General features: G+C 60.9%; 20 protein-coding genes. 14 read left to right on the forward strand and 6 right to left on the reverse strand.

From position 1 onward, the window contains the following. The first annotated feature begins 88 nt into the window (after window positions 1–88). The 6 genes from R3O64_RS12675 to trpA are packed head-to-tail and all read left to right on the forward strand — an operon-like array spanning window position 89 to window position 6,703. Complete coding sequence (locus tag R3O64_RS12675) at window positions 89–1,588, forward strand: anthranilate synthase component 1 (protein ID WP_339017062.1); 1,500 nt, start codon at window positions 89–91, stop codon at window positions 1,586–1,588. Next, window positions 1,585–2,229, forward strand: coding sequence for an anthranilate synthase component II (locus R3O64_RS12680; RefSeq protein ID WP_239249212.1), 645 nt, complete (start codon window positions 1,585–1,587; stop codon window positions 2,227–2,229). The genes R3O64_RS12675 and R3O64_RS12680 overlap by 4 nt, the downstream gene beginning before the upstream one ends. Further along, the gene (gene trpD / locus R3O64_RS12685; RefSeq protein ID WP_144676107.1) at window positions 2,229–3,266 is read left to right on the forward strand and encodes an anthranilate phosphoribosyltransferase; all 1,038 of its coding nucleotides are present in this window, start codon (window positions 2,229–2,231) and stop codon (window positions 3,264–3,266) included. The genes R3O64_RS12680 and trpD overlap by 1 nt, the downstream gene beginning before the upstream one ends. Continuing rightward, complete coding sequence (trpCF, locus tag R3O64_RS12690; protein ID WP_070533636.1) at window positions 3,244–4,626, forward strand: bifunctional indole-3-glycerol-phosphate synthase TrpC/phosphoribosylanthranilate isomerase TrpF; 1,383 nt, start codon at window positions 3,244–3,246, stop codon at window positions 4,624–4,626. Before trpD ends, trpCF begins: the two co-directional genes overlap by 23 nt. 32 nt (window positions 4,627–4,658) lie before the next feature. After that, complete coding sequence (gene trpB, locus R3O64_RS12695) at window positions 4,659–5,873, forward strand: tryptophan synthase subunit beta (protein ID WP_239249214.1); 1,215 nt, start codon at window positions 4,659–4,661, stop codon at window positions 5,871–5,873. After that, window positions 5,873–6,703, forward strand: coding sequence for a tryptophan synthase subunit alpha (gene trpA, locus R3O64_RS12700; protein ID WP_070563645.1), 831 nt, complete (start codon window positions 5,873–5,875; stop codon window positions 6,701–6,703). The genes trpB and trpA overlap by 1 nt, the downstream gene beginning before the upstream one ends. A 225-nt stretch (window positions 6,704–6,928) precedes the next feature. Here trpA and R3O64_RS12705 read toward each other — a convergent pair whose 3' ends face one another. Continuing rightward, entirely contained in the window at window positions 6,929–8,047 is a 1,119-nt protein-coding gene (locus R3O64_RS12705; protein WP_230307929.1) for an HNH endonuclease signature motif containing protein, read from the reverse strand. 450 nt (window positions 8,048–8,497) lie between these two features. After that, a complete protein-coding gene (locus R3O64_RS12710) occupies window positions 8,498–9,733 on the reverse strand; it encodes a dicarboxylate/amino acid:cation symporter (RefSeq protein WP_339017064.1) in 1,236 nt (411 codons plus the stop codon). Between the two features lie 157 nt (window positions 9,734–9,890). On the opposite strand from R3O64_RS12710, the gene R3O64_RS12715 reads away from it, so the two are divergent. The 5 genes from R3O64_RS12715 (at window position 9,891) to R3O64_RS12735 (ending at window position 12,578) form a co-directional block, all read left to right on the forward strand. Beyond that, entirely contained in the window at window positions 9,891–10,355 is a 465-nt protein-coding gene (locus tag R3O64_RS12715) for an SdpI family protein (protein ID WP_070563651.1), read from the forward strand. Window positions 10,356–10,578: 223 nt separating this feature from the next. Next, window positions 10,579–10,803, forward strand: a complete 225-nt coding sequence (locus R3O64_RS12720) for a hypothetical protein (RefSeq protein WP_070533626.1) — start codon at window positions 10,579–10,581, stop codon at window positions 10,801–10,803. Between the two features lie 52 nt (window positions 10,804–10,855). Next, on the forward strand, window positions 10,856–11,227 hold the full coding sequence (locus tag R3O64_RS12725) for a Rieske (2Fe-2S) protein (RefSeq protein WP_070521874.1): 372 nt from the start codon (window positions 10,856–10,858) through the stop codon (window positions 11,225–11,227). Between the two features lie 76 nt (window positions 11,228–11,303). Beyond that, window positions 11,304–12,263 carry a bile acid:sodium symporter family protein gene (locus R3O64_RS12730; RefSeq protein WP_339017065.1) on the forward strand — a complete coding sequence of 320 codons (960 nt, stop codon included), beginning with the start codon at window positions 11,304–11,306 and terminating at the stop codon, window positions 12,261–12,263. A gap of 6 nt (window positions 12,264–12,269) precedes the next feature. Further along, the gene (locus R3O64_RS12735) at window positions 12,270–12,578 is read left to right on the forward strand and encodes a hypothetical protein (RefSeq protein WP_070565640.1); all 309 of its coding nucleotides are present in this window, start codon (window positions 12,270–12,272) and stop codon (window positions 12,576–12,578) included. On the opposite strand, the gene R3O64_RS12740 is transcribed toward R3O64_RS12735, so the two are convergent. Genes R3O64_RS12740 through R3O64_RS12755 form a run of 4 tightly spaced genes read right to left on the reverse strand, consistent with a single transcriptional unit; the run spans window position 12,575 to window position 15,679 of the window. Further along, window positions 12,575–12,907 (reverse strand): branched-chain amino acid transporter permease, encoded by a 333-nt coding sequence (locus R3O64_RS12740; protein WP_339017067.1) that lies wholly within the window; start codon window positions 12,905–12,907, stop codon window positions 12,575–12,577. The two genes, R3O64_RS12735 and R3O64_RS12740, sit on opposite strands and share 4 nt — an antisense overlap. Continuing rightward, window positions 12,907–13,608: an AzlC family ABC transporter permease gene (locus R3O64_RS12745; RefSeq protein WP_070565636.1), complete on the reverse strand. Its 702-nt coding sequence runs from the start codon at window positions 13,606–13,608 to the stop codon at window positions 12,907–12,909. The genes R3O64_RS12740 and R3O64_RS12745 overlap by 1 nt, the downstream gene beginning before the upstream one ends. Window positions 13,609–13,643: 35 nt before the next feature. Further along, window positions 13,644–14,243, reverse strand: coding sequence for a YqgE/AlgH family protein (locus R3O64_RS12750; RefSeq protein WP_070533618.1), 600 nt, complete (start codon window positions 14,241–14,243; stop codon window positions 13,644–13,646). A 2-nt stretch (window positions 14,244–14,245) separates the two neighbouring features. Beyond that, window positions 14,246–15,679: a CCA tRNA nucleotidyltransferase gene (locus R3O64_RS12755; RefSeq protein WP_070684540.1), complete on the reverse strand. Its 1,434-nt coding sequence runs from the start codon at window positions 15,677–15,679 to the stop codon at window positions 14,246–14,248. 28 nt (window positions 15,680–15,707) lie between these two features. Here R3O64_RS12755 and R3O64_RS12760 point away from each other — a divergent pair, with 28 nt between their 5' ends. The 3 genes from R3O64_RS12760 to murJ are packed head-to-tail and all read left to right on the forward strand — an operon-like array spanning window position 15,708 to window position 21,711. Then, entirely contained in the window at window positions 15,708–16,310 is a 603-nt protein-coding gene (locus R3O64_RS12760; protein WP_010188049.1) for an NUDIX hydrolase, read from the forward strand. Beyond that, window positions 16,307–18,460, forward strand: a complete 2,154-nt coding sequence (locus R3O64_RS12765; RefSeq protein ID WP_339017068.1) for a hypothetical protein — start codon at window positions 16,307–16,309, stop codon at window positions 18,458–18,460. The genes R3O64_RS12760 and R3O64_RS12765 overlap by 4 nt, the downstream gene beginning before the upstream one ends. 8 nt (window positions 18,461–18,468) lie before the next feature. Beyond that, window positions 18,469–21,711: a murein biosynthesis integral membrane protein MurJ gene (gene murJ, locus R3O64_RS12770; RefSeq protein ID WP_070533611.1), complete on the forward strand. Its 3,243-nt coding sequence runs from the start codon at window positions 18,469–18,471 to the stop codon at window positions 21,709–21,711. The last annotated feature ends 52 nt before the right edge of the window (window positions 21,712–21,763 follow it).

A 21,763-nucleotide genomic window follows, 5' to 3' on the forward strand; every position in this document is an offset into this window, starting at 1 on the left:
TTTAAGGCCCGCAGCTGCGGGCTTTTCGGCGTTTTGCTCTCTTGCGAAGCTCGCGGCAGCACACAAAACCGTTAAAGAAAGACAGAATATGCCGTACACAGCCACACGCGAGGTCAGGTACACACCCGACGCCAGCGCACTCTTTTATGCCCTCGCCACCCCACAGAACTCCCTGCTCTTAGAGTCCGCGGACATCGAGTCGAAGAAAAACCTCACGTGCATCGCCATCACCAAGGCGGCACTCAAGGTTGTATGCCGCGGCCAGGAGGCCACCGCCACCGCGTTGACACCATCGGGTCACCTTCTTATCGACGAACTCCGCGCGGACTTCCAATCACGGATCATCCACAGCTCAGAAGGCAGCGTCACCTTCCGCTTCGCTCTCCCCACCGAGCACGACGAGCGCGCCCGCCTCCGCGCCACCTCCACCGCCGATATTCTGCGCACGTTGCAGTTCAGCCAGCTCTACTCCGGCGAGTCCCTCCCGTTCCTTGGTGGCGGATTCGCCTTCGACTACGTCGCCACGTTCGAGGAACTGCCACCGGTGCCGGACGGCCCAAACGTGTATCCGGATTATGAATTTCTCGTCGCCGAGCACGTCCTCACGGTGGACCACCTCACCAAGAGAGCAAATATTGAGGGGTGGGGCGTCGACAAGCGCGCGCTCGAAGCGGAGCTCGACCGTGCCGCTGCCACCGAGCCCATCACCCCAGAAGCCCCCGCACCGCGCGAGACCATCAGCGCACGCGCCAGCATCGATGACGCTGCTTTCCGCCGCCACGTCGAGCGCCTCCAAGACAACGTACATGCAGGCGATATCTATCAGGTCGTGCCCTCCCGCGCGTTCAGCCTCGACTGCCCGGATGCCTTTGCCGCCTACCGCACGCTGCGAGAGACCAACCCCTCGCCGTATATGTTCTACCTGCGCGGTACCGAGCACGAGCTTTTCGGGGCTTCCCCCGAATCCAACCTGAAGTACACGGCCTCTGACCGGCAGGTGCAGGTCTACCCGGTTGCCGGCACCCGTCCGCGCGGTGCGACCCACGAGCTGGATATCCGCAATGAGCTCGAGATGCGCACCGATTCCAAAGAGGTCTCGGAGCACATCATGCTGGTGGACCTGGCCCGCAACGACCTCGCTCGCGTCGCCGTCCCCGGCACCAGAAAGGTCGCCGACCTGCTCCAGGTGGACCGCTACTCGCGCGTCATGCACCTGGTTTCCCGGGTCGTCGCCACGCTGCACGAGGATTTCGACGCCCTCGACGCCTACCGAGCCTGCATGAATATGGGCACACTCACCGGTGCGCCGAAGCTACGCGCCATGGAGCTCATCCGCGAGACCGAAGGAACACGCCGCGGCTCCTTCGGCGGCGCAATCGGCTACCTGCGCGGCGATGGCTCGATGGATAACTGCATCGTCATCCGCTCTGCCTATGTCAAGGATGGCACGGCAGTCGTCCAGGCCGGCGCGGGCATCGTGCGCGATTCCGTCCCCCAATCCGAGGCCGATGAAACGGTCCACAAGGCCTACGCGGTGCTCAGCGCCATCGCCCAGGCACACAACGCATCTCTGGAGGTCATCCGATGAATCCGCACGTCCTCCTCATCGATAACCACGATTCCTTCGTCTACAACCTCGTCGACGCCCTCGCCGGCTATAACACCACCGTCTTCCGCAACACCGTGCCCGTGGAGGAAGTCCTCGCCGCCCAGCCCGATATCATCATCCTCTCGCCCGGCCCGGGTCATCCCCGCGACGCCGGATCGATGATGCAGCTTATCGACGCCTCCCTCGGCCGCATCCCCATCCTCGGTATCTGCTTGGGCTTCCAGGCGCTCCTTGATCACTTCGGCGGCACCGTCGAGCCCTGCGGCCCAGTCCACGGCTCCTCCGTACCCATAACGCTGACCGACGCCGGCGCCAGCCACCCTCTCTTTCAGGGTCTCACCACCGATTCCGAGCCCGATAACCCGAACTATGTTGGCCGCCTCGTCCCCGTTGCGCGTTACCACTCCTTAGGCTGCGCGAACGTTCCCGCCCAAATGCGCAGTCTCGCCGAGACCGAGACCGCCATTGGTCCCGTCATCATGGCCGCAGAAACACTCGACGGCATGGCTCTCGGCCTCCAGTTCCACCCAGAATCACTCCTCACGCCGACGGGACCGATCATGATCGAGCGGTGTATTAATCAACTTTCTGTTCACCCCACCATTGAAGGATCCAAGTAATGACTGATAATAAGGCATTGACGACATTGCAAGCTTTCCTCGACATCCAAGAGCCGACCCTGGAGCAAGCCATCGAGGTCTTCACCCCACTGACGGTAGGGGAGTATGACGATATCCATATCGCCGCTCTCCTGACCCACATCCGCACCCGCGGAGAGACCTTCGCTGATGTCGCCGGCGCGGCACGCGCTTTCATCAAGGCCGGCCGGCCATTCCCTGTCACCGGCAAGGGGCTCATGGACACCGCAGGAACCGGCGGCGATGGCGCTAACACCATCAACGTCACGACCGGCGCTTCCCTCGTCGCCTCCGCGGGCGGAGTCAAGATGGTCAAGCACGGCAACCGCTCTGTCTCCTCCAAGTCTGGCTCAGCCGACGTCCTGGAAGCCCTCGGCATCCCGCTTGATCTCGACCCAGACCGCGCAGTCCGCCAGCTCGAGGCATCCAATTTCACCTTCCTCTTTGCACCGGCCTACAACCCGGCCGTCGCCCACGTGCAACCGGTGCGCAAGGGCCTCGGCGTCTCCACTCTCTTCAACACCATGGGCCCGCTCCTGAGCCCCGGCCGCCCGGAGTTCCAAATCATGGGCATAGCCAACCCCGAGCAAGGCCAGCTCATCGCTGAGGTCTTCAAGGACCTCGGCCGCACCCGCGCGCTCGTGGTCCACGGTGCTGGCACCGATGAGATTGCCGTTCACGGCACCACCCAGGTCTGGGAGCTTCGCGACGGCACCATTAGCCACTACGAGCTCACCCCCGAAGACCTCGGCATTTCCCGCCACGAGTTGACCGACCTTGCCGGCGGCAACGGGGAAGAAAACGCGAAGGCCCTCCGGGCGGTTTTTGCCGGTACGGGCAAGCCGGCCCATCACGACGCGATCGTCGCCACCGCCGGCGCCATGTTCTATCTCAACGGCACAACCGACACCATCCAAGACGGCGTCGCGCACGCCAACCAACTCATCCAGGACGGCACCGTGGCCGCATGGCTGAAGAAGCACGAGGAGGCGAACTATGGCTCTGCCGACCGTGCTTGAGGGGATCGTCGCCAAGCGCCGCACGCACCTACCAGCCATCCGTGAGCGCCTCGCCCACGTGGACCTCACGACTCTCCCGCGCTCTGAGCGTTCCTTCTACGACGCGCTCAACGGGACCAACCGTTTCATCATGGAATGCAAGTCCGCGTCCCCGTCGCTCGGCCTCATCCGTGAGCATTATGAACCGGGAGCCATCGCCCGCGTGTATTCGCGCTACGCCTCGGCCATCTCTGTCCTCTGTGAACCGGACCGTTTCGGTGGTGACTATGACCATTTGCAAACCGTGGCGCTGTCCACGCACCTGCCGGTCTTGTGCAAAGACTTCATTATCGATCCGATCCAGGTGTATGCCGCGCGTTACTTTGGCGCCGACGCCATTTTGCTCATGATGTCCAGCGTCGATGATGAGACTTATGCAGAGCTCAAACATCTAGCAGATTCCCTTGGGCTCGACGTTCTCACTGAGGCGATCACTGAGGACGAGGTCGACCGCGCCACCGCCTTTGGCGTGGACGTCATTGGCATTAACAACCGCAACCTCCACGACCTCAGCATCGATCTCACCCGCTCCGAGCGCCTGTCTCGCTTTGTACCCTCCGGCAAAGTTATGGTTTCGGAATCCGGCATCCGCAACAACCAGACTGTGCGCCGCCTTGGGTCTCATGCCAACGCATTCCTTGTTGGCTCCCAACTCACGGGTACGCCTGATATCGATCGTGCTGCACGCGAGCTTGTCTATGGTCACAATAAGGTCTGCGGACTTACGGCGTGGTCTGCAGCTCAGGCCGCCCGCGCCGCCGGCGCAGTCTACGGAGGACTCATCTTCGAAGAGGCATCGCCGCGCAGTGTTTCACGTGAAACCGCGCTCGACATCATCGCCCACGAACCCGATCTCAGCTACGTCGCGGTCTCTCGCCGCACCACTGGCTGGGAAGAGCTCGCTTTCGACGGCATTGCCGCCCTACAGATCCATGCCCCTTACCAGGGGAGCACGGAGGCCGAGCTCCAACTCATTGAGTCCGTCCGCGCTGTAGCGGGGGACCGGCAGATATGGCGCGCCATCGATATGACGGCGCCACACGGCCCGGTGCTCGCCTCTGCGCTTGCCGACGCCTCCGACATGCTCATCCTCGATGCTGGCGCCGGCGGCACGGGTAGCTCCTTCGATTGGTCAACAATTCCCGACAACGTCAAAGATAAGGCACTTCTCGCGGGTGGCCTTAAACCCGAGAACCTTCGCGATGCGCTTCGCGTCGGCACAGCCGGACTGGACATCAACTCCGGCGTGGAGGTAGACGGCAGGAAGGACACCGCGCTCATCGCTACGGCCTTCAACACCATTCGTCACTTTACGTATTAGCCCATAGCCCAAACCCTACCCAAAGGAACACCATGACTAACCCACAGGACGCCAGGGAAACCCTCCTTCCCGCGTATTTCGGCGAGTTCGGCGGACAATTTGTTCCCGAGTCTCTCATTCCCGCACTCGACCAACTCGAGAAGGCCTTCGTCGAAGCGCAAAACGATCCCGCCTTCCGCAAAGAACTGTCCGGCTATCTTCGTGACTACCTTGGCCGTCCCACCCCTCTCACCGAGGCGACCAAGCTCGGTGGAAAGGCACGTATTTTCCTCAAGAGGGAGGACCTCGTCCACGGCGGCGCCCACAAGACCAACCAGGTGATTGGCCAAGCGCTCTTGGCCAAGCGCATGGGAAAGACCCGCATTATCGCTGAGACCGGCGCGGGCCAGCACGGGACCGCGACTGCGCTCGCCTGCGCGCTGCTCGATCTTGAGTGCGTCATCTACATGGGCGCTAAAGACGTCGAGAGGCAACAGCCCAATGTCTACCGCATGGAGCTCATGGGCGCGAAGGTCATTCCCGTGGACTCCGGATCTGGCACCCTCAAAGATGCCGTTAATGAGGCGCTGCGCGATTGGACCGCAACGTTCCACGAATCCCACTACCTGCTCGGCACCGCTGCCGGCCCCCATCCTTTCCCCACGATTGTCCGCGAGTTCCACAGGGTGATTTCCGAGGAAGCCAAGGCCCAAATGCTTCAGCGCACGGGCGGGCTTCCCGACGTGGTCGTCGCCTGCGTCGGCGGCGGCTCCAATGCCATCGGCATGTTCGCGGATTTCATCGACGAGGAGTCGGTCGAGCTCGTCGGCGCCGAGCCTGGGGGAGAGGGCCTCGATTCCGGACACCACGGTGCCACGATCAACAATGGCACCATCGGAATTCTCCACGGCGCCCGCTCCTACCTCATGCGCAATGCCGACGGTCAAGTTGAGGAGTCCTATTCCATCTCCGCTGGCCTCGATTACCCCGGCGTCGGTCCACAGCATGCTCACCTGGCGCAGACGGGCCGCGCCACCTATGTCGGCATCACCGACGCGGAGGCACTTGAAGCGTTCCAAATCCTTAGCCGCCGCGAGGGCATCATTCCCGCCCTTGAATCCTCACACGCCCTGGCCTATGCGCTTAAGCGCAAAGATGAGGACATCACCATTATCGTTTCCCTTTCCGGGCGCGGCGACAAAGACATCGACCACGTCCGCCGCACCCTCGACGCGCACCCCGAATTCAAGATCACGGAGGACAAGTAATGAGCCGATACGAGAAACTCTTCTCCAACCTTGCCGCCCGCAATGAAGGGGCCTTCGTTCCCTTCATCATGTTGAGCGACCCCGACCCGGACACTGCCCTCGACATCGTTCGCGCGGCCGTCGCCGGCGGGGCCGACGCACTCGAGCTCGGCGTCCCCTTTTCGGACCCTGTTGCCGATGGTCCCACCATTCAGGCCTCACACATCCGCGCGCTTGAAGGAGGGGCAACGGTTGATTCCGCCATCGCCCAAATCCGCCAGATTCGAGCCGAATTCCCAGACCTTCCGATTGGCATGCTCATCTATGGCAATGTTCCCTTCACTCGTGGGTTGGAGACCTTCTACTCCGAGTTTCAAGAAGCGGGTGCTGATAGCATCTTGCTTCCCGATGTCCCCGTCCGCGAAGGCGCACCTTTCGTCGCCGCCGCCGACAAGGCCGGCATTGACCCGATCTTCATCGCCCCGGCACAAGCCTCGGAGCAGACCCTCCAGGGCGTGGCTCAATACTCGAGGGGCTACATTTACGCAATCTCGCGCGATGGCGTCACCGGCACCGAGAAGGAATCGGAAACCCGCGGGCTCGTTGATGTAGTGAACAACGTGAAACGCTTCGGCGGGGCACCGATTCTCCTTGGCTTCGGAATCTCAACCCCTCAGCATGTCGCCGATGCCATCTCCGCTGGCGCAGCTGGGGCCATCACCGGATCTGCTTTAACGAAGATTGTCGACGCTCACCTCGACGAGAACAACAAGCCCACCGACGGACTCGCCTCTGCAGTCACCGACTTCGTATCCAAGATGAAGGCTGCTACCAAGCGTGCCGTTGGCTAAGCGCTTTCCCGAACAATCCTGACCCACCTCAGCCTCTTCCATCACGTCGTGCGCCACCACGCATCACGATGGAAGGGGTCGTTTCACGTGAAACAGCGCGTGTTCCATATGCACAAGCCCATCGGCTACCGTCGTTGTAGCCAGCAATCACTAATAATGCCGCCTTCTGTGCCTTCCAAAGCCTCCTTAATTCCCTAATCCCCAACAGCGATAGTCTCTTGGCCCTCAGAAGGGGACATCATCGGATGCGTTCGAGTAGCGATCCGCCGGGTCCGTCCTGTCGAAGACTTCGACCAACTCTCCGCCATCAAGCTCAACCTTCAAGGCTTTGGCCTCTTCGTGCATCTTCCGCCGGTGAGCAATGACATCTTCCGCGACGGTTCGTGCCCACACCTTAGACGCCGGGGCCAGAGGACCGGTTGCTTCAGTCACCGCCCAGGTGCCGTCCTCAAACAACCAGACAACATCACCAGTAACTGGGTCCAGGATATAGAAAGCCCGTCCGTCAGTTTTCATGTTGTGGTGGTGCTGGCAAAGGGCAACCAAATTAGACGGGTGCGTAGGGCCACCATCGGCATAGTTAATCCTGTGGTCCAATTGGCATGTCCACGCCGGTCGATTACAGCCAGGCGCCCGACAGGTCCCGTCGCGCCCCTCGACATACTTTCGCGTGACATCTGAGGGCTGGTAGCCTTCGCACGGTTCTGGTGCTTCACTAAAGTCTCTCGTCACAGTCCTCGACGCTGGGACTCCTTCACCGGTCCAGCCGTGTCCCTGAACAAAGACCGGCGCTCCCTCCACGTCAGTGGCTTTGAATTCATGCACAACGACTTTTCCAGCCTCCGGCTGAATCTTGCCCGTAATGAGGAGAACTAAGGCATCCGCCATTGAGACGTCATGCTCCTTTGCGGCCAGCTTGATTGTCTCGTGGATTACGACGCCGACGTTACTATCGACCTCTAACTCGATCGAGGCACGTTCTCCCCGGGTGAGGAGTGAATACCGATTCTTCTTCCGCTTATCCCGGAACGCGATTGAATCATCCAAGACCTTAGCAATGTCGCGTACCTTGCGCCGAATCTTTTCTGCGCTGGGAAAGACCTGGTTGGGTTTAGTCGGTGTTAGCCACGCCGCCAATTGACTATCGATCTCTGAGATAACTGAAGCAATAGGGTTGCCCAGCTTTGCCAGTACTTGATCAATAGCAACCAAGGCTTGCATATCGAGTACGTATTCAGAGTCTTGCATCGCCTTCACCTTCGGCAATTCACTGAGACGAATAAGCCCCATGACATTCCGCGCCACATGTGCCGGAGACTTTCCCGTCTTTTGACCAAGGGTCATAAATGCAGTGTCTGAATCTGCGTCGAGCGGTGGCTGGACACGTGACCAAAACTCATACTCTATTCTTCGCATGAGTTGACCCGCCATACATTCTGGATCATGCGGGTTTGAGTGAGAAAAATACGCAGTAGGTACCGAGGTTGAAGAATTTGTTGTGATTCCCATGGGGAGCTGCATCCCTAAATTAGCCGGATAATTGCTTCCCCCACTCCCACCTTTAGAATACATGTTCTAAGCTCGTCCCACAAGAGTCATCTCGGTTTTCGTCGGAGTTTTTGGGAGCTCCTTGCACGACCGAGCGGCCCGCGACGTCGGCAACCAGGCATACAAAAATCCCCCTCCCGCGGCCAACTTTCCAGTTGATTGGTCTAGACGTATAGACCAGAAATGGAACGCAAGCTAGGGGAGGGGGAAGCTTTCAGGGTTTCACGTGAAACCTAAGCTTGAAACCTAAGCTCTGCTGAGCTCCTCGTCGGCAGCAGAGGCGTCGGCCTCGGCCTCCAACCCATCAATTTTATTGCGAGCGAAACGGTCAACAATCATGGCGATAGCGCCGTCGCCAGTAACGTTCGCGGCCGTACCCACGGAATCGATAGCGATGTAAGCGGCAATCATCAGTGCCACCATCGAATCATCAAAGCCCATATTGGATTGCAACAGACCAACGGCAACCATCACGGCACCGCCCGGAACACCGGGGGCCGCGATCATCATGATTCCAAGAAGCAGGATGAAGCCCAAGGCCTTACCCAAATCTGCTTCCATACCATCAGCCATGTACACAATCGCGAAGGCGTACAACGTCAGCTTGATCATCGAACCAGAAAGGTGGATGGTCGCACAGAGGGGGATAACGAAGCCAGCAACGGGCTTGGAAATGCCGTTCTTCAACGCGGCGTCCAACGTCACCGGAATCGTCGCCGCCGAAGAGGAAGTACCCAACGCGGTGAAGTAGGCCGGTGTCATGTTCTTCAATGCGCGGAATGGATTCTTACCCGCAATTGCGCCGGCGATGATGTATTGAAGCACGAGGTAAACCAGCGTCATGAGGACCGCAAGCAAAAGAACCTTGGCGAAGGCAACCAGCACCGTCCCGATGTTGCCATTCATGCCCAAGGAGAGGAACATGCCAAAGATATAGAACGGCAGGAGGGGAATCACAAAGCCCCAGATCACCTTGATGACGACGTTCTCAAATTCTTTAGTAATCGCGTAAAGATTGTCGGATTTCACAGTGGTCATCGCCACGCCAACGCAGAAGGACAACAGCAGCGCCGTCATAACTTCGAATGGAGCCGGCATCTCAACGGTGAAGTAGGGCTCGAGCGCTCCGGCATCGATGTCAGCAACATCAGTGTTGAGCGTCTGCCCACCAAGCAACGTGGGGTACAGGACCTGGGTCAAACCGTAGGCAACGAGGCCTGCCACGATAGTGGAACCATATGCAATCCCGGCAGTAATACCCAGCCACTTGCCGGCGCCGCGCCCGAGGCCCGCGATTGCCGGTGCCACGAGAGCAAGAATGAGAATGGGAATGAAGAAGCCAAGAAAATTCGAGAACAGTCCGTTGTATGTTGCGAAGGCCCTGCCGAACCATTCCGGCGCAAATTGGCTAACTATGATGCCCAAGACTATCGCTACGAGGATCTTGAACAGCAGAGAGTTGAGAACACTCTTGAATGTCATGATTGAGTCTTTTCTATGGTTGATACCACTACGAGTTTCTCGCCCGGCGATAAACGCTTATTTATCTACCAAGCGACACGAAATGTATATTACAGCACGAAACGAATAAATTGAACCAGCTTTCTCGCTAGCTAGGAGGCGGGATAGACTTAGACGCATGCTCGTAGTCGGAATCATCTTCCTCGTCCTTGCCGCGGTCCTCATCATCGTCGGCGGCCTTGCCACACTCCGTAAACTCCCCGGCAACAGTGTTGTTGGATTGCGCCTCGCGGAGATCCGCAAAACCCGGGAGGCATGGGACAACGCCCACGCTCTTGCGGGCCCGTTCTGGTTCCTGGGAGGGATCGCTCTCGTTTTCGGTGGTGTTATCGCGCTTCGCGCTGAAGGTTGGATGTGGCTAATCCCCGCACTCACAGCCGTCGTAGCTGTCCTCGCGCTCTCCATCGGCTCCAACATGGGTGCCCGCGCGGCCTACCTGTGGGACCAAGCCCATAAAGACGACGATGGTTGCGGCGATTCCTGCAACTGTGGCGACGGCGGCTGCGGGGGAGAGGCGCCGGCTGTCGACGTCTCCGCGATCCGTGCCGCGGCACAACACGCCGATAAAACGGGCCGAGACTAGAGCGGCTTTTTCAGCACAGTGACGTATTCTGAGCAAACAGAAGTCCCCATATGATTTCATCACAAACTATATTTTAGGTGGCCAGCTCAACACCGGGTAGACCCGATGATTGGTGTGGCCACCTTTCTTTGTCCTGTGCGAGCACTGAGAGCTAAACATCAATTACGTGGGAACACGGCAATGTGACGTGACAACAGGAGTCGGGCGGCGCACGATCGTGTTCATGACCAAGAACACCAAAACTAAAGCGCTACGGCTCGTCGCTGCAACAGCGCTCAGCCTCAGCATCCTCGGCGCGGGGGCCACGTATGCACTCGCCGGAGAACGTCGCGGAGCACACAACGAAGCTGGGACGATCTATAGCGATGTCGGCACATCATACGGTGCCTACGATTTCAGCGGCAGCAGGGAAGAGGAGCTTCCCGTGTGGGACGGCAAACTTAGCTAACAGCACATTGTCCTCTCCCTACACTGCCGCTGAATCAGATAGAGTAATCCACATGACTACGTGTTCACGCCGCCTTTTCCTGCTCGGTACTGCGACTACCTTTGCTGGGGCCTACCTCGCCGCCTGTGGCAAGGAGCCTTCCGCGGAAGTCGCAGCGACGGAAATCCCCGTTGGCTCCGCCATCATTGTAGACAAGGTGATCTTCGCTCAACCCACCGAGGGAGAGTTCAAAGCATATTCGCAGACCTGCCCGCACCAGGGTTCCCTCATCACGAAGATTGAAGGCTTGACCGCCACGTGCACGAGTCACTACTCAAGCTTTGACCTCAGCAGCGGCGAAGTCACCGGCGGCCCCAGCCCTAAACCGCTCACTGAGTACGGAGTGGAAAACAACGGGGGAACAGTCAAAAACGTCTCCGCCTAATGGATATCCCTGGCGACTCAGGAGGTTTGAAAAGATGTTTCACGTGAAACCGTGAGGGGCGTCTAGACTCTCTTCTATGATTGAGCGCCTAAAAAGACTCGACCCCCTCATCGTCCTCATCCTGTGCGCCGTCGCAATCGCTATTGCTTTTCCCGCGCGGGGAAGCTTTGCAGACAGCTTCGATGTCCTCACGAATATAGCGATCGCCCTTCTCTTCTTCCTCTACGGCGCCCGACTCTCAACGCGCGAAGCCATCAACGGGATCAAACACTGGAAGCTCCATCTCACTATTCTGGCGTTTACCTTTGTGGTCTACCCAACCATCGGCCTCGCACTGCGCCCGCTCACCGCGTTCATCCCAAACGATCTTTACTTGGGAATTCTCTACCTCACGCTTGTACCGTCAACAGTGCAATCGTCGGTAGCCTTTACCTCAATCGCCCGTGGAAATGTTCCCGGAGCAATCGTCTCTGCGTCTGCGTCAAACCTCGCTGGAGTTCTGCTTACGCCATTGCTCGTCATGGCACTCATGGGGGCCGGCGAAGGGATTCACATCGATAGCTCTGTTTTCTTTGAGATTTCTGTTCTTCTGCTCCTACCTTTCGTGCTCGGCCAGCTCACCAGAAAATGGGTGGGCAAACTCGCGGCAAGCAAAGCCACGAAAGTGGTGGACCGAGGCTCCATCGCGATGGTCGTCTATGCGGCCTTTTCTAAGGGAATGGTGGACGGGATCTGGGCGTCGATTAGCGTATGGCAAATCCTATTCCAGATTGCCTTTTCCGCCGCGCTTGTCTTCTTTATGCTCTGGCTCACCAAGGCGGTCAGCCAGAAGCTGGGGTTCAACAGAGAAGACACCATTGCTATTCAGTTCTGCGGGTCAAAGAAATCCCTGGCCACCGGATTACCCATGGCCTCGGTGATTTTTGCCTCCGGCGGCACCTCGTTGGGGCTGCTCATCCTTCCTCTCATGATTTACCACCAGGTCCAATTGATGATCTGCGCGTCTATGGCGGCACGCTACGCCCGGGTAGAGTGAGAGCACATGAAAAAGCTTTATGTTCGCACCACCATGACCATCCCGGAGGTCGGCACCGCCACACACATCGCGGAGCTTGAGGAAATCAACGCTGAGGCCTGCTCCATGCTGCGCATGATCGCCCTCGCTCCGAATGACTCCATCGTCGGCGCTGCGACACCGGAGACCTCAGTGGGCAATGCCGAGGTCCCACAGCGCGTGGTTCCACACCCCGACACCTACGACGCATTCCCCGACATCAATGCCGAGCTTATCGACGCCTTCCAGTTCCACTCCTTGTGGACAGAGGCCATCGCCCTCTACGGGGACCTTTAAAGCACCACGTTCATCAACAGCATGTACACGGCGGTGCCTCCGAAGATGGACAAGCCGGAGTTGCGGCGCCACAGATGCAGCAGGGCAGTAGCCGCGGCACCTACAAGGGGAGCCACAAAGCTTCCCGTGTCTTGGGTCTGACTAAACAAGGTGTAAACCACCAGGACCGTCATCACACCCACGGGCATAGTGAAGCCCAGCATGCTGATGAATTGGCCATCCTTTAGGGCCTTCACAAAGACGAAGGGAAGCCAGCGCAAAACAACCGTCACCACCCCGACGGGGATAAGCACGGCGAGGATGCTGAGCAGGGTTACTCCAGCTGGCATTAGGACTCCCTGCGTAGAATCATCGCGCTGTCGACACGAGGAGAGAGGTAGCGCACCACCAAGAGCAGAAAATAGGCGCTCAGCGCCACCATGAGTAGCTGCCCTGGAAACAGACAGCCCGCGAGGACACCCAGGACCGCAGCAGACAGCGGAAGCGAGTAATCCATGTTGTTCTGGAAGGAATCAATCGCTAGGACAATGAACAAGGCAACGAGGGCGAAATCCAGACCCTTCACCGAGGGCGGAATAGCCTGGCCTGCCAGCGCACCAATGATGCCCGAGACAACCCACAGCACCTGGCAGAAAAGCTGCACGGTGAAGACAAATGCACCACTCGGGCGCGAAACACGGGGGAAGGCAGAAAGGACGGCATAGGATTCGTCGGTCAGCGCGTACGTGGAATAGGCGCGGCCGAAACGATTCCGAATCTCATCGCGCGGAAAGGTTAACCCGTAGAAGATGTGGCGGAAGTTCACCATGAAACCCGTCACCGCGGCAACGGCGGGCGTCACGCCGCCGGTCACCATGGAAATGGCGAGGAACTCCATCGAACCAGCGTAAATAACGATAGAAAAGATGGGGGTCCACCACCAGTCGAAACCGGTCTGGACCATGAGCACGCCGAAGGCGAGGCCCAGCGGCACCACCCCCACGGCAATGGGCATGCAGGTCCGTATTGCCTTGATGATCTCCGCACGCATGGCAGAGATGTTAGCGCAGAGGGTGGAGAGGAACTCTAATTATCTTCATCGATATAGCGCGGGAAGGTGGCAAACAACGGCAGGGGCATGGCTTGGCGGCGCATGACGTCTGACCACGTATCTGTCGATCCGGAGGAGACTACGTCCTGGGGCAGGGCAGGGGCCACGTACCACTCACCGCGATCAATTTCCTCATCGAGTTCGCCCGGTCCCCACTCGAAATGACCAGCGAAAAGACGCATACCTTCCACCAGTTCGGTGACGGCATCGGGACCCACGCGCAGATCGACGAGTGCCACCCGTGGGGCGAGGCGGCTCAGCGAAGGCTGCTTCTCGATGTCCACGCCCTGCTTGGTCAGCGCCACGCCGATGGCCGCCTGCTGGTCGTGCGGGCCGCCGATGTAGAGGGCCTGCGGCTTAGCCACCACGGGCAGCCACTCCGGCATGACGTTGAAGACCGCGACCTCGGAGCGCTTAGTCAGATCCACTCCATACGTGCGCCCGGCATGTTGCTCGGTGATGAGGATGACGGAGCGATTGTACTGGGGCGCGAGAACGTCGGGAGCCGCCACGAGGAGCTGGCCAGGGGCGGGATCATTGCGCTCAAGGGCGTTGAAAAGTCTGTCTGCGTACATCCCTATCTAGAATTCCACCACTCGCGCAGCTTCGCAATAGCAACCTCGCGCTCCAGCGGGCCTTCTTCGAGGCGCAGCTCCTTGAGGTAAGACCAGGCCTTGCCTACCTCCGGGCCGGGTTCAAGGCCGAGGATCTCCATGATCTCGTTGCCGTCGAGATCAGGGCGTACGCGAGCGAGGTCTTCCTTGGCCGCGATATCCGCGATGCGTTCCTCCAGCTGGTCATACGTGCGCTGGAGGCGGCGGGCCTTGCGCTCATTGCGGGTGGTGCAATCGGCGCGCACAAGTTTGTGCAGGCGCGGGAGAAGATCGCCGGCATCGGTGACATAGCGGCGCACGGCGGAATCGGTCCACTGGCCATCGCCGAAACCGTGGAAACGCATGTGCAGGTAGACCAGCTGGCCGATATCTTCGGTCGTGGCCTTGGGGAATTTCAGCTTGCGCAGGCGCTTGCGGGTGAGCTTCGCACCAACAACCTCGTGGTGGTGGAAGCTGACCTTGCCGTCAGTAGTGTCGCGGGTATCCGGCTTACCGATGTCATGGAGCAGGGCAGCCCACCGCAGGATCAGGTCGGGCCCGTCCTCTTCCTGTTCCATGGCCTGGCGCAACACGGTGAGCGAGTGAGCGTACACGTCCTTGTGCTGCGCGTGCTCGTCGGGGGCCATGCGCAATGCCGGGATCTCCGGAAACACATAGTCCGCAATACCTGAGTCAACGAGCAGGTCAATACCCTTCCACGGCGCGGTGCCGCAGATGAGCTTGTTGAGCTCCACCTGCACGCGCTCCACGGTGATGCGCTGGATTTCAGCGGCCATGTCCTTCATGGCATCGCGCACGCGCTGGGCGACGTCAAACTCCAACTGCGCCGCGAATCGCGCAGCGCGGAGCATGCGAAGAGGATCATCGTGGAAGGAAATCTCCGGCGCATCCGGGGTATCGAGGATGCGATTCGCCAGGTCATCGAGTCCGCCCATCGGATCGTGGAATTCGCGGGTACCGTCCGGGCGCAGCTCGATGGCCATGGCGTTGACCTTGAAATCGCGGCGCACGAGATCGCCCTCGAGCGTGTCGCCGTAGACCACCTCGGGGTTGCGGGAATCGCCGTCGTAGCTATCAGAGCGGAAGGTGGTGATCTCAATCTGCTGGCCCTTATAAGCCGCCGAGACAGTACCGAAGTCGATGCCGGTATCCCACACGGTTTCCGCCCACTCCTCCAGAATCGAATACACCACGTCGGGCCGGGCCGGGGTGGTGAAGTCGAGATCATTGCCCAGGCGGCCGAGCAGGGCATCGCGGACGGAGCCGCCGACGAGGTAGAGGGGGGCGTCGTGAAGCGCGAAGCGTTCCACCAGGCCACTGAGGAGGCCACTGAGCTGGGCGACGGTGGCGTCCGCGCGAGCAAGAACGCCGATTAGCTGAGTGTCCTGAAAATTCACGGATCGAAGTCTACTACGATTAGCAGGGATGACTAAGAACACGCCAGGGTCCAAGCGCCGCCGCCGGCGGGGCGCGGGCCACCGGAACCACCGCACGGGACGCCCCCAGCGCACGTCCACCAACCGCATGACCACGCGGGATGAGACGTCCGCAGGCGGACTCGTCGTGTCCGGATTGGCGGAGGCCGTCGACGAAGACGGCAACGTGGACCTGTCCCAGATCTATGTGGCACTCATCGGCAGGTTGGACCGCCGCGGGCGCCTGCTGTGGTCCATGCCGAAGGGCCATGTGGAAAACGGCGAGGCCAAGGAACTCACCGCCGAGCGCGAAGTATGGGAGGAAACCGGAATCCACGGCAAGGTCTTCGCGGACCTGGGCATGATTGATTATTGGTTCGTCTCCGATGGCGTGCGCATTCACAAGACCGTGCACCACCACCTGCTGCGTTTCGTGGACGGCATCATGAATGACGAGGACCCGGAGGTCACCGAGGTCTCCTGGATCCCGGTCTCCGAGCTCATCGAGCACCTTGCCTATGCGGACGAGCGCAAGCTGGCCCGCATCGCCCACGACCTCCTCCCTGATCTCGCGCGAAAGGAAGCTGCCGCAGGAAAGGCGACTCCGCGGTGAGTTGGCGCGCAGCGGTTGCCATCACGGCGCTGGCGGTGGGCTGCGCCGTCCCCGTGGCCCAGGCACAAACTCCCGACGCCGAGAGCAACGACTCCCACTATTGGCTCGGCTCCCGCGGCCCCGATGAGCTCGAACTCAGCTTGCTCAGCGCGACGGAGGCGCGAGTAGGGGAGACGCTTAAAGTCCAGCTGCGCATCCACAACCCGACGGATAGCGCCGTTGATGACTTGCAGATAACCTCCCGGCGCAGCAATGCTGTGAACTCCACGACGGAGGCCCGCCAAGAGCTCGCTGCGGGATCCTTTCCTTATTATGGGACTTCGCTCGGCGCAGGAGCACTGGAGCCGGGGGAGAGCCGCGACGTAACCGTGGAGGTCCCCACCGCGTTGGGAGATGACTCCACGCTGGCCATCACCGATCCCGGCGCCTACCCACTGCTATTTACGCTCACCGGCACCCGCGACGGTCAGGCCACGAGCTTTGCGGAAGAGCGGACAATCCTGGATTTCAGGGGCGAAAATCAGGATCCGACGCCCGACGCAGAAGACGACAGCAAACACGAGTTCTCACTGATCTATCCCGTGACCGCCCAGGTCGACGTCGTGCCGGGAGATACCGGCGGCGAGGAGCTCATCTTAGAAAGCGAGCAGCTCGCTGAACAGCTCTCACCGGGCGGGCGCCTCGATCAGCTGCTCGACGCCTACCTGCAGCATGATCTGCACGGTTCAGGCTGCGTGGCCCTGGACCCCGCGCTTGTCGACGCCGCTGACCGCATGTCCGCCGGCTACACCGTCAACGAGACCCGCCCCTCTACTGCCAAACACCCCACGCGCCTGCGCGATTCCTGGTTTAGCAGCGCCGATTCCGATCGCGGCAAGCCGGGCGCGGGCGCCCAAGACGCCGCCGCGTGGCTGGAGAAACTGAAGAAGGTGGACTGCCGCATGCTCATGCCGTGGGCTAACGCAGACACCGATGCCGTGTCCCAGGTAGGAAACGAGTGGCTCACCCACGAGGCCGTCGAACAGGGCGCAGACACCATCGAGCGCGTCCTCGGCGCCCCGCTCAGCACGCCACTGACCGCACCGGCCTCAGGGACAAGCGAGCACTCGATGCCCGTCCCGCTGCTGGTGGCGGATAATTCCGAGTGGGCCGGCAAGGCCGCCACCTTTGATGCCTCCCTCGGAGCCCTCTTGGCCCAGACCGGTTCCAAGCCGCAGACCACTGGGTACTCCAACCCGGAGCTGCGCTACGACTTTTCGATGGATTCAGAGCAGGCGAGGGCGCTGACGGCGGGGGCGTCGATAAGCGTGGCGTCCGCGCAAGAGGAGACCGTGGCCAAGCTGCCGAACTTCCAGGACCCTGCCGCCGCGCGCGCGGTGATGGAAGCAGCGCAGCGCCTGCTCAATTCCGGGCGCCTCGAGCCCCGTCCCGTTGCCGCGCTGCCCATCGAGCCCGGCAGCGGCAACCCCGGAAGTCCCTACCCAGATCCCGCAGCCTTCCACGACGCCGAGATCACACAGGTAACACAGCAGGCGCGCTATACCGATGAGCTGATGTCCATCATGGTCAACGATCCCAGTATCGCCATGACGCGCTATAGCTTCACGGCACCCCTGCGCCGCGATCTCCTCACGGCGCTCAGCGCTACCGACCGCTCCAGCCTCCACGGTTTTCCATCCTCGGTGGAGCAGAGCCGCGCCCGGCTGGAGAAAAACGCGGATATGCTCCGCGAGCTTCGCGCCTCCGTGGCGCTCATCCCGCCGGGCAACGTCTTTACCCGCGTTTCGGAGTCATCACCGCTGCTCATCGTGGCGGAGAACGGCCTGCCGCTGCCTGTCGACGCCCACCTAGCCTACGACGCCCCCGACGGCGCCACGTTGAACACGCAGGACTTGATTCACATCCCAGCCAAGGGATCTATTACCGTGTCCATGACCGCTGACCTGCCCAGCAACGTTGACCAGATGTCGTTGCGCCTATGGCTTGCAACACCATCTGAGCACCTCATATCGGATCCAATCGATATCACGGTGCAGACGCGTGCCGGTATCGTTAGCGTCTATGGAGTCGGCGCAATCGCCGCGCTCGCCCTCATCCTAGCTGCCCTGTTCCGTCTGGGTAAGCGGAAGAAAAAGAAGTCTCACGGATAGTTTTCTCAATGACACATGAACCTAAGTCTGGTGCCCGCCGACGCATTGTCACGCCTTCGCCGCCGGCGCCGGTACCGGAAAAGCGCGCGCCGAGTGGCGTCGTTGCTGTCGACGACGAACTCGAGGACCGCTCGGGACTGAAGGGCAAGGCAGCCGCTGCCTCGAGTGAGCCCTCCGGCGAAAAGAACTCCGACGGCGCCGTCGTTCGCGCAACCGGCTCCATGGCCATTGCGACGATGATTTCCCGCATCACGGGATTCATCCGCAACGTGCTCATCGGCTCGTCGCTCGGCCCGGCTATTTCCTCCGCCTTCACCACGGCGAACCAGCTGCCCAACCTCATCACGGAGATCGTGCTGGGCGCGGTGCTGACCTCGCTCGTGGTGCCCGTGCTGGTGCGCGCGGAAAAGGAAGACGCTGACCGTGGCGAGGACTTTGTCCGGCGCCTCTTCACGCTGGCCTTCTCCCTGCTGGCCACGATCACGGTGCTTTCCTGCATCTTTGCCCCGCAGTTAACGCGCATGATGTTGCCGGAGGACGGCGAGGTCAATGCCGTGCAGGCCACCTCCTTTGCCTACTTGCTGCTGCCGCAGATCTTCTTCTACGGGCTTTTCGCGCTCTTCCAAGCGGTGCTCAACACCAAGAGCATCTTTGGGCCAGGCGCGTGGGCACCGGTGGTCAATAACATCATCTCGATCACGGTGCTCGTGGCCTACCAGCTGCTCCCGGGCAGCTTGCATCCCGATGCGCCTTCGCCGATCACAGACCGGCACGTGCTGCTCCTAGCCCTAGGTACCACGGCCGGTGTGGTGGTGCAATGCCTCATCCTTTTCCCTTATCTCAAGAAGGCGGGCATTAACCTCAAGCCGCTGTGGGGCCTGGATGACCGCCTCAAGCAATTCGGCGGGATGGCCATGGCCATCGTGGCCTACGTAGCGGTTTCCCAGCTGGGTTACGTCATCACCTCCCGCGTGGCGGCCCATGCGGACAAAGAAGCGCCGTTTATCTACCAGCAGGCATGGCTTCTCCTGCAGGTACCCTATGGCGTCATTGGCGTCACGCTGCTCACCGCAATTATGCCGCGCCTGTCCCGCAACGCCGCGGACGGTGACGTCAAGGCCGTGGTCCGGGATCTCACGCTGGGCACGAAGCTGACGTTTATCGCCCTGATTCCCATCGTCATCTTCATGACGGGATTCGGCATCCCGATCGCCCGCGGCCTTTTCCAATACGGCGCCTTCAACGCCAAGGCGGCCGAGGTACTCGGCCTCACGCTGAGCTTCTCTGCCTTTACCCTCATCCCATACGCCCTCGTGCTACTGCACCTGCGCGTGTTCTACGCCCGTGAGGAAGCGTGGACGCCGACGTTTATCATCGCTGGCATCACGCTCACCAAGTCGGTGCTCTCCCTGCTTGCCCCACACGTGGCGGATTCCCCCGACCGCGTGGTCGTCCTTCTGGGCACTGCCAATGGCTTCGGCTTCGTGGCCGGCGCGGTGATCGGCGGCTTCCTGCTCAAGCGAAAGCTGGGCAGCCTGGGTGGCCGCGCGGTTATCGCGACGACTATCTGGTCAGTACTGGCCTCCCTCGTGGGCCTCGTGGTGGCCTTCGTCATCAATTACGTCATCAACCTCGTGCTCCCGGAGCAGGTGCCGCCGTTCGTGTACCTGCTGAAGCTTGCCGTGGCGGGCCTCATCTTCGTGGCTGTTACCGGCATCGTGCTTTCGCGCTCGGGTTTGCCGGAAGTCATCAACCTTGGCCGCCAGCTGCAGCGCATCCCCGGCATGTCCCGCATCATCAAGATCGAGCATGCCGAGGCCATCGAGGTCGAGGCCCCAGAGCAGCTGGAGATCCAGCCGATCTTCAGCGTGGATGCCTTCAACTCCTCGCCGGTACCGCCGCCGATGTCTGCCGGTATTGTCCGCGGGCCACGCTTGGTGCCGGGCGCACCGGTATCCGATGGCCGCTTCCGCCTCCTCAAGGACTACGGCTCTGCCGCGGGTACCCGCTTCTGGAAGGCCCGCGAGCAGGCCACCGGCCGCCTGGTATCGCTGACATTCGTGGACACCACGGGCGAGGCTCCGATGGCACCGGCCACCCCGGCGGTAGCCGCCCGCCGCTCCGCGGAGGTCTCCCGCGCCACGCGCCGCCTGGCTGAGATGGAACTGGATGCCATGGCGGAGAACATCGACATCCTGTCTTACCGCCAGGGCTGCCTCGTCGTGGCGGACTGGGTGGAGGGCACCTCCCTGAAGACGGTGTCGGAGGATGAAGACCTCGATCCGCGCGCCGTCGCCCACGCCTTGGTCCCGCTGGTGCGCACCACGGCTGCCGCCCATGCGGCGGGCCTCGTGCTGGGAATTGAGAACCGCAACCGCATCCGCATTTCCACTGAGGGCATTGCCACCCTGGCCTTCCCCGCGGTGTTGCACAGCAACGATGAGGAGACTGACCGCTCGGCGCTGGCCTCCGCCATCTCGCTCCTCGTGGAATCCACCAGTCCGACACCGGAGGTGCTACAGGAGATTGCTGCCGACGCCGAGGAGGGCCAAGACTCCGATCTCGAGGACATCGCCAACCGCTTGGCGGCCTTCGCCGGCGATGGCGACGAGGGCGAGGAGACCCTCCAGATTCCAGTGGAGGAGACCCCGCGCAAGGAGGACCCGAGCCCCGCTCCGGGTTTCGGCGGCCGCGGCTATTCTGGCTCCGGCATCATCGTCCTAGGCGCGCTGGCCACCCTCTTCGTCGTGGCGATGGCCGCGCTCAGCGTGTGGATCCTGTCTCATGTGGGTAATGAGAAGACTTCCCCAGTGGTGACGAAGAGCGAATCGACGACTGAAACCTCATTCCCCAACGTGCCGCCGGTGCTCCTGAAGGACGTCAAGACCACCTCCGTTCCGGAGGGCAAGGAAGTATCAGGTTCATGGTCCACGAAGAAGGCAGACACTGGACTCCTGCTCAGCATTGACAAGCCCACGCAACTCCGAGCGCTTCCGCTTCAGCAGAGCAAGTCCACCGGCGCCAAGTACGAAGTCTATGGCGTTAATACCAAGGATTTTGACCCCACGGATCCTGACTCCGGCAAGCTCACCGAGCTCGCACACGGCACGCTAACCAACGCGCGCCAAGACATCGAGCTCAAGGAGAAGCCCGTGGCCTTCGACGGCGCCCTCATCGTCTTCACCGACATGCCCAAGTCCGGCTCCGTCACACTGAAGGAGGCCACCCTGGTGGGCATCCCAACCAACTAACCCACCACCTCACGCATTTCCCCAGACCTCGATCCCGAAACTCCCTGCTCGC

The sequence above is a fragment of the Corynebacterium hesseae genome, from assembly GCF_037850265.1.
GTDB lineage: Bacteria > Actinomycetota > Actinomycetes > Mycobacteriales > Mycobacteriaceae > Corynebacterium > Corynebacterium hesseae.